The organism is Streptomyces sp. NPDC047886 (assembly GCF_043204435.1).
GTDB lineage: Bacteria > Actinomycetota > Actinomycetes > Streptomycetales > Streptomycetaceae > Streptomyces.
Genome location: NZ_JBIDCF010000002.1, coordinates 457,828 through 472,814 on the forward strand (window position 1 = coordinate 457,828; position 14,987 = coordinate 472,814).

Consider the following 14,987-nt stretch of genomic DNA (forward strand, 5'->3'; position numbering starts at 1 on the left):
TGTACGGTCGGCGGCCGTACGGAGGTCAGAGACGGCGGAGTCCACTCAGCACCCTTTCGAGCAACGCGCGGTCGGGCTGGCCGACGCCGTGCCCCGTCCCGTACACACGGATCTTTCCCTGGTCGGCCAGGTCGCTCAGCAGGACCCGGACCACCCCGAGCGGCATCTTCAGGAGCGCGGAGATCTCGGCGACCGTACGCATCCGGCGGCAGATCTCCACGATGGCCCGCATCTCGGGCATCAGGCGGGAGCCGAGCCCGCCGTTCGACAGCTCCTTGCGGCCCTGCGGCGCTTCGAGGGCCGCGACGAACGTCTCGACCAGCAGCACGTGGCCGAAGCGGGTGCGGCCGCCGGTCAGGGAGTACGGGCGTACCCGGGCGGGCCGGCGGCCGTCGCCGCGCACCGGCAGCCTGCCGGGCCCGGACCTGGGCAGGGGGAACGACGCGGACGTCACTGGGCGCTCTCCATCGACTTGCGCAGCTCGCTGCGGAGTTCGGGGGTCAGGACGTGCCCGGCACGGCCGACGAAGAGGGCCATGTGGTACGCGACGACACTCATGTCGCAGTCGGGCGTGGCGTGGACGCCGAGCAGCGAGCCGTCGCTGATCGACATGACGAAGACGCTGCCCTCCTCCATCGCGACCATGGTCTGCTTGACGCCCCCGCCGTCCATCAGCCGGGCGGCGCCGACCGTGAGGCTGGCGATGCCGGAGACGATGGTGGCGAGGTCGGCGCTGGAGCCCCGCGGGCCCTTGGGGCGACCGGTGTCGTCGGACGCGGGCCCGGCCGCCGGCGCGGCGCCCTGGGCGGGGTCGGAGGAGAGCAGCAGCAGGCCGTCCGACGAGACGACGGCGACCGAACGGACCCCTGGCACCTCCTCCACGAGGTTGCCCAGCAGCCAGTGCAGGTTACGGGCCTCGCTGCTCAGTCCGTAGGTGCCGGTCGTCGCAGTCAACTGCGTGCCTCCTCGATTCCGTCCCCCGCCTCTTCCGTCACCTGCTGCTGTGCGTTCCCGGCGATCTCCGCCTGGACGTCGCGTCGGCCCTGCTCGGCCCCCTGGCGGAACCCGCCGAGCCGGCGGCGCAGTGCCTCGGCGTCGACGCTGCCGGTCCGGTCGGCGCGCGGCGCCGAGGTCTCCACGATCCGGGGCGTGCGCTTGGGCAGCCCCTTGTCGGTGAGCCGCTGCGGCCCGGCGCCGTACTCGGCGCCAGTGCCCGTGCCGGCACCCGCGTCGGGCTCCGCTCCGGGACCCTGAACCGGGTCCGGCTCACCGGCGCGCTCATGGCGGTCGGGTCCGATCGCGTACGGGTCGTGCCCCGGGTCGTCGGGCTCCACGAGCGGTGCCCGGAACTGCAGGGTGGTCTCCACGCCCTCGGCCACGGCCCCGTGCTCGGAGTCTGCCGCGTCGATCGGGTCTGCCGCGTCGATCGGGTCGCCCGAGTCGATCGGGTCTGCCGCGTCGATCGGGTCGCCCGAGTCGATCGGGTCTGCCGCGTCGGTCGCCTCGGCCTCGCCTCCGGCGCCGCTCAGGCCCTCCGGGGCGGCCGGGTCCTCGTGGTCGGGGGCGGCCGGGTCTTCCGGGGCGGTCGCGGCCTCCGGGGCCTCCGGCGTCTCCGGGGTGGTCCCCTGGGCGGACAGGGCCGCTTCAGCGGCCGCCACCAGCGGGTCCGCCGGGCGGGGGCGGCCGGGGAGCGCGTTCGAGTTCGCCTCGGCCACCGAACCCGGCAGGTTCAGCGTCGGCGGCGTGCCGGTGACCGACGGCGGGCCCGCGGTGGGCGGGGGCGCCGGCAGCAGGGACTGCGGGAGGACGACGACCGCCGCCACGCCGCCCTGCTTCTGCTCCCTGAGCTGGACCCGTACACCGTGGCGCGCCGCGAGCAGCGAGGCGACGCGCAGACCGAGGCCCTCCCCGGCGCCGTCCGCGTCCTGCTCCTCGGGGTGCGGGTCGGCGAGGCGGGCGTTGAGCTCGGCCAGCCTGCCCTCCGTCATCCCGATGCCCTCGTCCTGTACGGAGAGCATCACCTCGCCGCCTTCCAGCAGCCAGCCGGAGAGCTGCACGTGCGCGTCCGGCGGCGAGAACGACGTGGCGTTCTCCAGCAGTTCGGCGAGCAGGTGGCTGAGGTCGTCGGCGGCGAACCCGGCGACGTGCGCGTGCGGCGGCAGCGACTGGATGGTGACCCGCTCGTACCGCTCGATCTCGCTGACGGCGGCGCGCAGGACGTCGACGAGCGGGACGGGGCCCTGGTGGGCGTGGCTGTGCTCGTGGCCCGCGAGGATGAGCAGGTTCTCGCTGTGCCGCCGCATGACGGTGGCCATGTGGTCGAGCTTGAAGAGGGTGGCCAGCCGCTCCGGGTCCTGCTCGCGCTCCTCCAGCTTCTCGATGACGGTCAGCTGCCGTTCCACGAGGCCGAGGGTGCGCAGGGCGAGGTTGACGAACGTGTGGTGGACGGTTTCGCGCAGCCGCTCCAGCTCGGCGGTGACCTGGGCGGCGCGCTCCTGCAGCTCGGCGCGCTGACCGGACAGTTCGGCGGCCAGGGCCTCGCGGGCGCCGGTGAGGTCGGCCCGCTCGCCGTCGAGCCGCTCGGCGCGCGTGCCGAGCTCCACGAACTTGCCGTGGAGGGTGTTGAGGGACCGGACGACCTGGGCGAACTCGTCGTTGCGGCCGGTGAACCTGACCGGTTCCTCGGCCTCGGGCGCGGCGGCGATCCGGGCGGCGCCGATGCGCAGGACGGCGAGCGGCCTGGTGAGCGTACGGGCGACGGCGGTGGAGACGCCGATCGCGACGAGCAGGCAGCCGCCGAGGAGGGCGATGCGCAGCTCCAGGGCCGTGACGTCGTCGTCGCGGAGCCGCTCCACGCGCTCGACCTGGCCGGTGGCGAGGGCGGATTCGACGCCGCGCATCTGCTCGATACGGGCGGTGAGCGCGGCCTCCAGCGGCTCCGGGTCGGTGCGCCGCTCGTCGCCTGACAGCTCGGGGCGGTCGGTGAGCCGGGCGAGGTACTCCTCGGCGGTCTTGACGTCGGGTCCGGTGACCGTACCGGCGAGGGAGTCGCGGGCGGCGGGGTCGGCGGCCTGGTCGAAGTCGGCGAGGGCGGCGAGTTCACGGACGCGGGCCTGCTGGGCGGCGGCGCTGAGCAGGTCGCGCGTACGGTCGGCGGCCTCGCCCTCGGGGTCCTCGCGGGGCACGAAACGGCCGGTGACGGGGTCGTACACGGTGCCGGTGTCCCGCTTCCCGGGGACGGCGAGGGCGGCGAGCAGCAGACCGCGGGTGGCGGATGCCTGCTCGGCGGCCCGGCCCAGCTCGGCCGACGCGCGGCCGCCCGCTCCGGCGGCGCGGGCGGGAGTCCGCTCGGCGAGGTCGTCGGCGAGCGCGTGGAGCTTGGCGATGACCTGCGTGTACGCCCGGTGGGTCTCCATGGCGGTGCCCTTGCCGGTGAGGGCGGCGCGCCGGACGGCGGGGAGGCCCGCGAGGTCGCGGCGGAGCTCGGCGGGGGCGTCGGCGCTGATCTCGTCGATCTGCCGGTCGACACGGGCGCTGCGGCTGCCAGACGCGCCCGCGTCCGAGCCGGAGGCCGAGTCGGAGCCGGGGTCCGCGTCCGAGCCGGAGCCCTCGTCCGTCGAGGTGCCGGTGTCGCCGGGGCTGCCCTTGCGGCCGCCGGCGATATAGGTGACGACCTCGTCGCGTTCGTCGGCGAGCGAGTGCGCGAGGGTGACGGCCTGCCGGTTGAGCTGGGCGTGGGTGACGAGCCCCTGGGACTCGCTCAGTTCCGTGGAGGCGGTGAGGACGGCCGGGGTGCCCGCGCCGATGACGGTGATCCCGACGAGCGCGACACCGGCCACGAGCCGGCTGCGTACGCGTACGCCGCGGCCGCCCGGAACCTGGGGATCGCCGGGAGTGTCACTGCGCTTCTGCACCGGTGCTCACATTCTTGAACTCGTCCGCCGATGAAGCAGAGGTGACGGCCGGTCACACGAGAGCGCCCCCACCCCTGGCACGGCTTCCGACCATTCCAGCCCTTTTGGGAAGGGAGCGGGCATCGGCCGCTCCGCCACCCGAACGAGTGAACAACAATCCCGAGTTGGCGAACAACTCCCGTGTGGCCGACTCGCGGGCCGTTCCAGGGAGCGGGTTGGACCTTGGGCGCGGGCTTTGGCAGGATGCGCGCCCGCACACTCCCGGAGGGCCGAATCCCAGGCTCCTACCGTGACCTGACCTGCTGGTACAGGCCAATTTCGGACTCTTGTGCGCGGCGTGAAGGAGTCATGCAGACTGAGGTGCATGCACGCTGAGATCGCTTCCGTCCCGGGCGACCCGGAACACCCCAACGAGGACTGGGCCGCCGTGGCGCTTCCCGCCGCCGGCCAGGGAGGGGTCGTGGTGGCGCTGGACGGGGTGACACCACCGGAGGGTGACGTCGGTTGTGTGCATTCGGTGCCCTGGTACACCGCCCGACTGGGGGGCGCCTTGACCGAACTGTCCGCTTCGCGGCCCGATCTGACGTTGACTGAGATCCTGTCGCAGGCAATCCGACGCACCGCCGACACCCATCGCGGCACCTGTGACCTTTCTCACACCCGTACGCCGCAGGCCACGGTGGTCGTGGCCCGCTGGAACACGGCGGAGCTGGAGCACCTGGTCCTGTCGGACTCCGTGTTGCTGCTGGAGTCGCCCCAGGGGGCGGTACGGGCGGTACGGGACGACCGCCTGGACCGGCTGCCGCCCGGCTCGCTGGCGAGCAACGCGATCGCCGACGCGACCGTGCGCAACAGGGAGGGCGGCTTCTTCACGGCCGCCGCCGACCCGTCGGTGGCGGCCCGCGCGGTGACGGGCCGGACACCGCTCGCCGATGTGCGGGCGCTGGCCGCGCTCACGGACGGCGCGACGCGCTGGACGGAGCGGTTCGGAGCGGGCGACTGGGCGGAGTGCTGCGCGGTGCTGCGGAAGGAGGGCCCGCGCGGCCTGATCGGCCGGGTGCGGGAGCTGGAGACGGCGGACGCCTCCGCCCGTACGCGACCGCGACGCGGCGGCAAGACGCACGACGACGCGACGGCGGTCTACGCCCGCCTCACCCCCTGACCGCGCCGGTCGCCCGCCACCCCACCCGGCGGACGGCGGCGGGTGGCGGACGGCGGACGGCGGACGCCGCGAGTGGCGGACGGCGGCACCGTCGGACGGGCGGGGCCTGGCGCGAGCGGCGAACAGGCGGGCGTGGCGAACAGGCCGGAGTGGCGGGAGTGGCGGGTCAGGCGGGAGTGGCGGGTCAGGCGGGCGTGGCGGGTCAGGGCTGGCCGGCGCCGCTCGCGCCCTGCTCATCGGCCCCGGCGTTGAGCTGGTGCAGCAGCCGGGCCAGTTCGGCCACTTCGGCCCGGTCCCAGCCCGCCAGTTTCCGGACGTAGCGCTCCCGGCGGGCGTCGCGCACCCGGCGGAAGCGGGCGCGGCCCTCCTCGGTGAGGCGTACGAGGGAGGCGCGGCCGTCGGCGGGGTCGGGGTCGCGGGCGATCAGCCCGAGGTCCTCCAGGGCGCGCAGCTGGCGGCTCATGGTCGCCTTGCCGACGCCGAAGTACGCGGAGAGTTCGGTGGCGCGGCGGCTGCCGGCCTCGTCCAGCCGGACGAGCAGTCCGTACGCGGCGGGCTCCAGGTCCGGGTGGACCTCGCGGGCCATCTCGCCGGACGAGGCGCGGGCACGGCGGAGGAAGACCGCCAGTTCCCGTTCCAGCGCCAGGAACTCCTGGTCCCCGCCGCTTTCGCGGTTGGGTTCCGCTTCACTCCCGGTACCGCTTCCGTGCACGTCAGCACCCCTCGCGCGCTTTTGCCTCGGTGAAAGTTTCCGTCGGCGGCGTTCCATCGCCGCAGCTCCGTCAGTATTTCGCAGGCGTAGACCAACGGCGTCGCCCGGACCCTCTTCCACGGAGTCGTTCTACGTGCGTAGCGTGCGACGTGTCATGTCCACACCATGAAGCTTTCGGAGGCACGCCATGCCCGTGCACAGATCCGGAACGACCCGCTCTGCCCTGGCCACGGCACTGCTCGCCGTCGTGGCCCTGATCCTCACCCTGCCCGGCGCGGCCAACGCGGCCGCCGCCGATGCCACCCCTCCCCCCACCGCCGACAAGGCGGACAAGCCGGGCGCACCGGCGCGCGGCACCGCCCACATGGGCATGGGTGTCGCATCCCACGACGGTGTCGGCGGCCTGCCGCCCGAGACGCGCGCCGTCCAGACCGAGGGCGTCGACGTCTCCAGCCACCAGGGCAACGTGAACTGGTCCGCGTTGTGGACGAGCGGCGTGAAGTGGGCCTACGTGAAGGCCACCGAGGGGACGTACTACAAGAACCCGTACTTCACGCAGCAGTACAACGGCTCGTACGGCATCGGCATGATCCGCGGCGCGTACCACTTCGCCACGCCCGACACCACGACGGGCGCCGCACAGGCCGACTGGTTCGTGAACAACGGCGGCGGCTGGTCCCGCGACGGCAAGACCCTCCCGGGCGTCCTGGACATCGAGTGGAACCCGTACGGCTCCACCTGTTACGGCAAGACCCAGTCCGGCATGGTCGCCTGGATCCGCGACTTCCTGAACCGGTACAAGTACCGCACCGGCCGTGACGCGGTCATCTACACCGCCACCAGCTGGTGGCGGCAGTGCACGGGCGACTACGGCGGCTTCGCCACCGCCAACCCGCTGTGGGTGGCGCGCTACAACACGACCGTGGGCGAACTCCCTGCGGGCTGGGCGTACTACACGATGTGGCAGTACACGTCGTCGGGCCCGATCGTGGGCGACCACAACAGGTTCAACGGCGCGTACGACCGTCTCCAGGCCCTGGCCAACGGCTGATCACGGTCAGGCGGCCGGCCCCGCTCAGGCGGCCGGCTTGGCGTAGTCCCCGAAACCGGCCCAGTCGAGCATGACGCACGGTTCGTCGCCGAGGACCCAGGCGTCATGTCCGGGGGCGATCGACATGAAGTCCCCCGGCCCCGCCTCCGCCGACGTGCCGTCGTCCATGACGACCTTCATCCTGCCGCTGACGCAGTAGCCGACATGCGCGGCCTGGCAGCTCTCGGTACCGGCGATGGGCTTGATGTGCTTGGACCACTGCCAGCCGGGTTCGAAGATCGCCCGGCCCACCGGGCCGTGGTCCGTCTCGACCAGGTCCAGCCTGCCCTTGCCGTCCTCGAACGGGCGCGTCTCATCCGCGGAGTCGAAGTTCTTGTGGAAGATCTCGGCCATTTCGCTGCCTCCCGGGAAGCATCCCCGAGTCCGGTCAACTTCAGGCTACGCCGCCGGTCGCGACGCGTCGCGCGGGAGGAACGAGGTCTACCTGCTCGGTGGGCGGGCGGCTCGTCGGGCGGGCGGCTCGTCAGCCCCGTGGCTCGGCGGCTCGGGGAAGAGCGACACCAGCGGGGCGTCACCAGGCGCCGCTGCCCCGGCGCACCGGTGCGCCCCCGCTGGTTCGCCGTTTCACACAGGACGGAATCCAGGTCCACGGCGTCCGGGACGCCGTGGACGTTCCTCCTCCGGCCCGGCCAGTGGTGAAACGGGCCGCGGCGGGGTCGGTCAGTCCCCCGCCGGAGCCCGGCGGGTCCATCGTGCCGGGCCCGCGCCGCCGCCGGTACCGCCGACCGACCCCCTCCGTCCGGTGGGGCCTCACGTCACAGCGGCAGCACCGCGCGGACCAGGAAGCCGCCGTCACGGCCGGGCCCCGCCGTCAGCCGGCCGCCGAGCAGTTCGGCCCGTTCGCGCAGGCCCGCAAGTCCGTGCCCGCCGACCGGGAGTCCGGCGGCCGCGTCGACGGCGGTGCGGGCGGCCGGGTCCTGGTCCACGGCGGGCGCGCTGTTGCGGATCTCGACCGTCAGGGACGTGTGGTCGTCGTCGGGCGCCACGGACACCGCCACCCGGGCCCCGGGCGCGTGCTTGCGCACGTTGTTCAGCGCCTCCTGCACGATCCGGAACACCGCCGACTCCATCGCCGGGGTCCACGCCACGCTGTGCGGCTCCGTCAGCTCGACCGTCACGTCCAGCAGGCTGTCCGCGGTCAGGGCGCGCAGGTTGTCCAGACAGGGGCGGCCCGCCGCGGCGGCCGCTTCCGGGTCGGACGCGCGCAGCACCCCGACCATGTCCCGCAGTTCCTCCAGCGCCTGGACGCTGTGCCTGCGGATGCTCTCGGCCGTGTCCCGCTTCCAGTCGTCGGTCTCGCCCGCCCGCAGCGCACCCGACTGCACGGCGATGATGCCCACGTGGTGGGCGACGGTGTCGTGCATCTCGCGGGCGAGCCGCGCCCGTTCACCGGCCACCGCCCGTTCGGACTCCAGGCGCCGTTCCCGCTCCTGGGTGGCGGTGAGGTCCACGATCCGCGCCCTGAGCTCGGCGCGGGTGCTGGCGAGCAGGCCGAGCGCGGTGGGGCCGACACTGAGCAGCCCGGCCGCCTCGATGGAGGTGAACAGCTCCACACGGCTCATCCCGGAGAAGTCGTCCACGGGCCAGGGGCAGACCGCCGCCGCGAACAGCAGCACGCAGGCGGCCGCGATCCGGGTCCGCGGCAGCCGCGACGCCACATGGAACATGGCGATCATCGGCGGCAGCCACAGGTGCCCTGTCAGCATGGACGGCAGCGTCGCGACGAGCGTGAGCAGGGGGAACCGCCGCCGCAGCGGCAGCGCGAGCAGCGCGGAAGCGCAGACGATCAGGGGTACGGTGCCGAAGGTGTCGGCGACCGTGAGCAGTTCGGCCGCGGCGAGCGCGACGACCACGCGCTCGGCGGACACGAGCCGCCTCATTCGGTGTCGCGGGCGGGCGTGGCGGGGACGATCCGCAGCTGGTGGGCGCGGACCGCGGCCTGCACCCTGTTGGTCACGCCCAGCTTGCCGAGCACGGTGCTGACGTGGTCCTTGACGGTGGTGGCGCCGATGAACAGACGGCCGGCGATCTCGGTGTTCGACAGGCCGTCGGCGAGCAGCGCGAGCACTTGGCGCTCGCGGGCGGTGAGCTCCTCCAGGACGCGGTCGTCACCGGCCCCGGCCGGTACCGCCCGGGTGTCGGCCGCCGGTCCCGGCGGCCGGGCGTCGCACTGCGCGCGTAGATAGCCGTCGACGACGGTCCTGGCGACCTTCGGCGAGATGACGCTGCCGCCCGCCGCGAGATCCTGGATGACGTACTCCAGTTGTTCCGGCGCCGTGTCCTTGAGCAGGAAGCCGGCCGCGCCGCCGCGCAGGGCCGCCGACAGGTGCTCGTCGGCGTCGAAGGTGGTGAGCATGGCGACGACCGGGGGTTCGGGCAGGGCCCGCAGGTCCGCGAGGACGCTGAGCCCGTCGCGGTCCGGCATCCTGATGTCGAGGAGGACGACGTCCGGACGGTGGAGCCGGGCCTCACGGACAGCGGCGCCGCCCGTACAGACAGCCACGACCTGTGCCCGGTCGAACCCGTCGACGATCCTCCGGAGTCCCTCCCGGATGAGGATCTCGTCGTCGACGATCATCACGTGCACTGCTGAACGGTTCATTCGGCCGGACCCCACTCAGGTTTTCGAGCGCCCTCAGCATAGGCGTTGGGAGGACCCCCGGCGCACGGGCGCCGGGGGTCCGGTTCTGCGCGGGGTCCGGTCGCGCGGGACCGGCCGGGGTCAGCCGCAGCGGCCCGCCGGGCGGTCACGGCCGACGAGATCGGTGGAACCGGTCGTGCCGTCGAGCCACAGGACCCGTGTGCCGGAGACGGCGGCCGGGGACAGCTGCTCGCCCCGGTTGCAGGAGAACCGCTCGCGGCGGGAGCCGTCCTCGTTGAGCTGCCACAGCTTCGGCAGGTTCTCGTTGCGCAGCTCCAGGTCCGGGAGGACGGAGCTGACGGTGACCGCCGTCGCCGAGACGGTCAGTTCGAACGGGATGAGCGCGCCCGGCTTGGCCTCCGGGCTGATGTCGAAGGTGCTGGTGCCGTCGACGTTCGCGCGGACGATGGACATCTGTCCGTCGTCCTCCACGTTCTGGTCGGCGAGCCAGAAGACATGGCGGTCGTTGATGCCGGTCTGGCCGAGGGTCAGGGGCTCGCCCATCTGCTCGGTCAGGGTGGTCCTGCCCGTCTTCAGGTCGAGGATCTCGACGCCGAGGAGGTAGTCGCCGCCGCCGGGGTACAGCTTCCCGTAGGCGATCCTGCCGTGCGCGATGGACGGCACGGCCGTGACGACGTCGTCACGCCCGCCGGCCACGTAGGTCGGTGCGCGGTCGCCGGCGCGTACGTAGCCGACGTGCCGGCCGGCCGTGAAGTCGAACGCGTCGAAGACGGTGACGCCGTCGGCGACGGCCAGGGAGATGATGTCCCCCTCGGTCGAGTGGAGCTTCCTGACGGGCCCGCCCGCGAGGGGCCGGGACAGGACGTCGATACCGGTGGGGCCGTACGCCGCCCAGACCACGGTCCTGCCGTCGGTCGCCGGGTACACGTGGTACCGGCCGTCGTTGGGGCTGATCAGCCTGGGTGTGCCCGTGCCGTCGGCGCGGCCCGCGTACACCGAGTACGGCTCGGAGCCGTCGTCGTTCGACTTGGACGTGGCCCACCAGCCGCCGCCGGCCCGGACACCGGTGCCGCCGATGTTGAGCGGGCCGAACAGCCTGTCGGAGTCGACGCCGAGGGCGTTCTCCCAGCCGTTCACGATGCCGTGGGCGTTGAAGGACCGCTGGACGGCCTTCAGGGCCTTTCCGGTGGTGCCGAGGTCCTTGGCCGCGGCGAGCACGGCGGCGCGGCCCTCGGTGAACCCGTCGAGCGGGGTGAGGTACTCGGCGAGCGCCTTGTACACGATCCGGTCGGCGAGTTCGGGCCCGAGGTCCTGGCGCATGTCCCACAGGGCGCCGGAGAAGATGGTGGAGTTGAGGTGGACGCCGCCGTTGTCGGTGCCGAAGGTGACGCCGAGGAAGTTCTTCGACGTGGTCGCGCCGTCGTTGAGGTCGCGGAGCGCGCAGTCGCGGGGCGCGGTGGTGCGGCACAGGTCCTCGCCGATGAGGCCGGCGTCCGGGTCGTCCATCCGGGTCCCGGACCGGTCGACGTCGATGGCGTTGCCGAAGTAGTCCGCGATGGCCTCGTTGAGGGCGCCGGGCTGGCCCGCGTAGACGAGGTTCGCGGTGTTCTCGACCACGCCGTGCGTCATCTCGTGGCCGACGACGTCGAGGTCGGCGGAGAGCGGCTTGTACTCGTCGTCGCCGGAGCCGTACACCATCTTGGTGCCGTCCCAGAAGGCGTTGACGAACGGTTCGCCGAAGTCGGTGACGCCGACGAGGGAGTTCACGGACGTGCCGTGGCCGTCGAGGCCGCTGCGGCCGTGCCGCTGCTTGTAGTAGTCGTACACCTCGCCGGCGGCCCAGTGCGCGTCGACGGCGCCCGAGTCGGTGGCCGCCTTGCCGAAGGCGGGTGTGGCGGAGGCGAACTCCTTCAGGCCGGCGGGCCAGACGCCCGCGACCTCGCCGACGTCGCGGCCGCGCGCGTCCCAGGTGGAGAGGGTGTTCTTGCTGCTGTCCGCCATACGGGCGTGGTCGGCCATGACGTACGGGCCTTCGGCGGTGGGCCGGTGGATGTTCAGCGTCACCTTGGTGCCGTCGACGCGGACGCCGCTGCCGGTGGTGGCCTCGGCGCCGGCCCCGGGAGCGGTGGCCCCGGCGGTGGACGGCTTGCCCTGGCCGGCCTTGGCCCGGGTGGCTTCGGCCGTGGTGGCCCCGGCCCGGGTGGCGGTCTGGTCCGTCCGGTCGGCCGTCAGCGTCTTGATGCCGCTGAACTGCAGCAGCGGGAACCCGGCGCGGGCGTCGACGTACACCTGCTGGAGCACCGGTCGGCCGGTCGCCGCGTCGGTGCCGCGCACGGTGACGTGGTACGCGAGGACGCCGTCGCCGCTCGGGATCACCACCAGCCCCCGGGCACTGCCGCTGAGTGCCTCGGCGTTCACGGAAGCGGCCCCCTCGGCCCGTACCGCGTCCGCCGTGGTGAGCCGGTGGCCGCCGAGCCGCGCGAGGGTGGCGGCGACGGCGCGGCGCACGGCCGTGTCCTTGGTGACGGTCGGCTTCGTCCCGGCCGTCAGTCCCGTGAAGTACTTGCCCGAGGTGCCGGTGACGACCCGCTCGCCGCCCCTGGTCTCCATCCGGACGACGTACTGCCCGCCCAGGACCGGTACGCCCCGGTGCTTCTGCTGGAGCCGTACCGTCTCCTCCGCGCCCCGCTTGAGGGTCTGCACGGGGGCGAGATCACGCCTCGGTTCGGCGATCTTGTAGCGGCTCTCCTTGGCCGCGAGGTGGCCGCGGGCCGCGTCCGCCGGGGACGCCTTGGCGTCCGCCGGTTCGCGGATGCCGTCGATCAGCGACGGGGTCTCCGTCTCCGTACCCGGGATCACGTCACCGGCCGGCGGCGCGGACCCCACGGTCCGCTCGGCGGCGGCCGGGAGGGCCGCCGCCTGGGCCGGAACGGTGCCGATCAGCAGTCCGGCGGTGATGAGCGCCGCTCCCCCGGTCGCGGTCACCCCCGTCCGCATTCCGGATCTCGCCGAGTCTCTCCTGGACTTGCGCACAGTACGTACCCCTCCTACGAGCTTGGTCAGAGCCGTTCAGGTGGTCATGGCCATGCAAGCGGCGAGGTGCGAAGTGGGCAATGAGCCAAGGGCGTTGAGAAGTGGACACGCACACTTGTGTGTGCCGTGAAAGCGGAGTGAGAATCCGACCCATGATCAAGGGGGAATTGCACCCACTTGGCCTGGGGGAGGCCGAGGAGCGGGCTTACGAGGCGTTATTGGCGGAACGCGCGGAACGGGCGGAGGAGCTGGCGCGGCTCCTGGATCTGCCCCGGGAACGGCTGGACACCGCGCTGGACCGGCTCGTCGAGCACGGGTTCGCACGACCGGCGGACCCGTCCGACGACGGCGCCCTGCCGCATCCGGCGGCGCCCGCCGCCGCGATCCGTACGCTGATCCACCGCCGCCAGGCGGAACTGCACCTGCGGTCGGCGGAGCTGGAGCGGCTGCGGCTGGCCGCCCACCGGTTCGCCGCGCACCCGGCGGGGCCGGGCGGCGGCGACAGCGGCGTCGAGACGGTCACCGGGCGCCGCGCGATCGGGGAGCGGGCCGACCACCTGCTCGCCCGCGCCGAGCGCGAGGTGCTCATCATGGACGACCGCGCCCCGTACCCGCCGCCGGGCCCGGGGCCGGACTCCGGCCTGGGGCCGGGTGTGGGGCCGTGGCCGGTTCCGGGGCCGTGCCTGAGCCTGGGGCCGGGTCTGCCCCGGCTCGATGTCGAGTCGCTGCTCGCCCGGGGTGTGCGGGTGCGGGTGGTCCTGGACCGGTCGGGCGTCATGTCGTCGGCGGGTACGCGGACGTCTACGGCTCTGACGGCTCTGACGGCTCTGACGCGGCGGGGGCTGCGGGTGCGCGTCGCCGCGGGGGTGCCCACGCGGCTCGTCGCGGTGGACCGGCGGGTCGCGCTGCTGCCGCCCCGGGACGCCGCCGATCCACGGGCGGCCGCGCTGGTGACGGCCGACGTGCGGCTCCGGGACGCGCTGGTGCCGCTGTTCGAGGCGGTGTGGGAGCGGGCGGCGCCATGGGGAGCCGAGGTACGCGCGGGCGAGGAGGGCGAGGTGCCGGGGTGCCCGGACGGCCGGGACGGTGGCCGGGAGGGATCGGGCCGCGACCGGTCGGGCGGGGAGGACGCGGAGGACGCGCGGGGCCGGGAGGACGCGCGGGGCCGGGAGGACGCGCGGGGCCGGGAGGACGCGCGGGGCCGGGAGGACGCGCGGGGCCGGGAGGACGCGCGGGGCGCGGAGGGCGCGCGGGGCCGGGAGGACGCGCGGGGCGCGGAGGGCGCGCGGGGCCGGGAAGGCGCGGAGGAGTGTGGCGGGCGGGAGCAGCGGGAGTTGCTGGCACTCCTCGCCGCCGGGCTGAAGGACGAGGCGATCGCCCGCAGGCTGGGCGTCCACGTCCATACGGCACGGCGGCGGATCAGCCGGCTGCTGGAGGCGCTTGACGCCCGGACGCGGTTCCAGGCGGGGGCGCAGGCGACGCTCCGCGGCTGGCTGGACGCGTGAGGCGGCATCGGCCGCGGGCCGGTTGGGCAGGATGGGGGCCATGCTCGGGAAACTGCCGCTGACACGTTCCTCCTACGCCGGGGCCTCGGCCAGGACCGTCGCCCTCCTCGTGGCCGCGCTGGTGCTCGTGGGCCCTTCGCACGCGCCCGGTTCGGTGGACGCGGCTGCGGGCGCGGGCGCGGACACGGACACGTACAAGGACGGCCGTGACGAACCGGGCGGCGGCGTGCCGGGAGAGCGGGCCGAGGCGGAGGCGCCGCCCGTTCCGCAGCGTACGGCCGTGCCGGCGCGCGCCCTGCCACCCGTCGGCGTCCTGCTGGACGGGGACGAGCACTGGTGCACGGCGAGCGTGGTGGACAGCCCGCGCGGCAACGTCGTCGCGACCGCCGCGCACTGCGTGCACGGGGACGAGGGGGAGGTCGCCGAACACGTCTCGTTCGCGCCCGGGTTCCACGGGTCGGGCGCGGACAGGGCCCCGTACGGCACCTGGAAGGTCCGCTCGGTGCAGGTGGACGACGCGTGGCGGGACGACCGCGACGACGCCCACGACTACGCCTTCCTCACCCTGGAGCCGGACGCGAGGGGCCGCCAGGTCCAGCGGGTGGTGGGCGGTCTGCCGGTGGACTGGGCGTCGGGACCCGAACGCCGGGTGACGGTCGTCGGCTACCCGAACGAGGACCACAACCCGGGCAACCGTGCCGTCTCCTGCACCACCGACACGGCCCGCGACCCGGACCTCGAGGGCTCGCTGCTGATGGAGTGCGGCGGCTTCTGGTCCGGGACGAGCGGCAGCCCGTGGCTCGCCGGCCACCGGGACGCGCAGCGGCCCGGGCGGGTGATCGCGGTGCTCAGCGGCGGCGACACGGACCGGGAGTCGACGGCGGTGCTGTTCGGCGCGGACGCGCGGGCGCTGTACGAGCGGGCGGTGGCGGCCGGCTCCTGACCGCG

At 74.0% G+C, this 14,987-nt stretch carries 12 protein-coding genes; 4 read left to right on the forward strand and 8 right to left on the reverse strand.

Annotated features, from left to right (window positions below; translation table 11 throughout):
- Positions 1–25 precede the first annotated feature (25 nt).
- The 3 genes from ACGF5U_RS07740 to ACGF5U_RS07750 are packed head-to-tail and all read right to left on the reverse strand — an operon-like array spanning position 26 to position 3,914.
- Entirely contained in the window at positions 26–454 is a 429-nt protein-coding gene (locus ACGF5U_RS07740) for a DUF742 domain-containing protein (RefSeq protein WP_392711176.1), read from the reverse strand.
- Positions 451–954 carry a roadblock/LC7 domain-containing protein gene (locus tag ACGF5U_RS07745; protein ID WP_392711178.1) on the reverse strand — a complete coding sequence of 168 codons (504 nt, stop codon included), beginning with the start codon at positions 952–954 and terminating at the stop codon, positions 451–453. The genes ACGF5U_RS07740 and ACGF5U_RS07745 overlap by 4 nt, the downstream gene beginning before the upstream one ends.
- Complete coding sequence (locus ACGF5U_RS07750) at positions 951–3,914, reverse strand: nitrate- and nitrite sensing domain-containing protein (protein ID WP_392711180.1); 2,964 nt, start codon at positions 3,912–3,914, stop codon at positions 951–953. The genes ACGF5U_RS07745 and ACGF5U_RS07750 overlap by 4 nt, the downstream gene beginning before the upstream one ends.
- A 364-nt stretch (positions 3,915–4,278) precedes the next feature.
- On the opposite strand from ACGF5U_RS07750, the gene ACGF5U_RS07755 reads away from it, so the two are divergent.
- Positions 4,279–5,076: a hypothetical protein gene (locus ACGF5U_RS07755; RefSeq protein WP_392711182.1), complete on the forward strand. Its 798-nt coding sequence runs from the start codon at positions 4,279–4,281 to the stop codon at positions 5,074–5,076.
- Positions 5,077–5,278: 202 nt separating this feature from the next.
- Here the strand turns inward: ACGF5U_RS07755 and ACGF5U_RS07760 are convergent, their stop codons facing one another.
- Positions 5,279–5,788: a MarR family winged helix-turn-helix transcriptional regulator gene (locus ACGF5U_RS07760; RefSeq protein ID WP_392711184.1), complete on the reverse strand. Its 510-nt coding sequence runs from the start codon at positions 5,786–5,788 to the stop codon at positions 5,279–5,281.
- A gap of 187 nt (positions 5,789–5,975) precedes the next feature.
- Between ACGF5U_RS07760 and ACGF5U_RS07765 the strand changes: the two genes are divergently transcribed.
- On the forward strand, positions 5,976–6,839 hold the full coding sequence (locus ACGF5U_RS07765; protein ID WP_392711186.1) for a lysozyme: 864 nt from the start codon (positions 5,976–5,978) through the stop codon (positions 6,837–6,839).
- Positions 6,840–6,863: 24 nt separating this feature from the next.
- On the opposite strand, the gene ACGF5U_RS07770 is transcribed toward ACGF5U_RS07765, so the two are convergent.
- The 4 genes from ACGF5U_RS07770 to ACGF5U_RS07785 all read right to left on the reverse strand — a co-directional run bounded on the left by ACGF5U_RS07770 (position 6,864) and on the right by ACGF5U_RS07785 (position 12,498).
- Entirely contained in the window at positions 6,864–7,232 is a 369-nt protein-coding gene (locus ACGF5U_RS07770) for a cupin domain-containing protein (protein WP_392711188.1), read from the reverse strand.
- 422 nt (positions 7,233–7,654) lie between these two features.
- On the reverse strand, positions 7,655–8,767 hold the full coding sequence (locus ACGF5U_RS07775) for a sensor histidine kinase (protein WP_392711190.1): 1,113 nt from the start codon (positions 8,765–8,767) through the stop codon (positions 7,655–7,657).
- An 8-nt stretch (positions 8,768–8,775) separates the two neighbouring features.
- Positions 8,776–9,501, reverse strand: coding sequence for a response regulator (locus ACGF5U_RS07780; protein ID WP_392711192.1), 726 nt, complete (start codon positions 9,499–9,501; stop codon positions 8,776–8,778).
- Positions 9,502–9,621: 120 nt separating this feature from the next.
- Entirely contained in the window at positions 9,622–12,498 is a 2,877-nt protein-coding gene (locus ACGF5U_RS07785) for a M4 family metallopeptidase (protein WP_392711194.1), read from the reverse strand.
- 188 nt (positions 12,499–12,686) lie between these two features.
- Between ACGF5U_RS07785 and ACGF5U_RS07790 the strand changes: the two genes are divergently transcribed.
- Both ACGF5U_RS07790 and ACGF5U_RS07795 read left to right on the forward strand, forming a co-directional pair.
- Positions 12,687–14,039, forward strand: a complete 1,353-nt coding sequence (locus ACGF5U_RS07790; protein WP_392711196.1) for a helix-turn-helix domain-containing protein — start codon at positions 12,687–12,689, stop codon at positions 14,037–14,039.
- Between the two features lie 40 nt (positions 14,040–14,079).
- Entirely contained in the window at positions 14,080–14,982 is a 903-nt protein-coding gene (locus ACGF5U_RS07795; protein WP_392711198.1) for a trypsin-like serine peptidase, read from the forward strand.
- Positions 14,983–14,987: the final 5 nt, after the last annotated feature.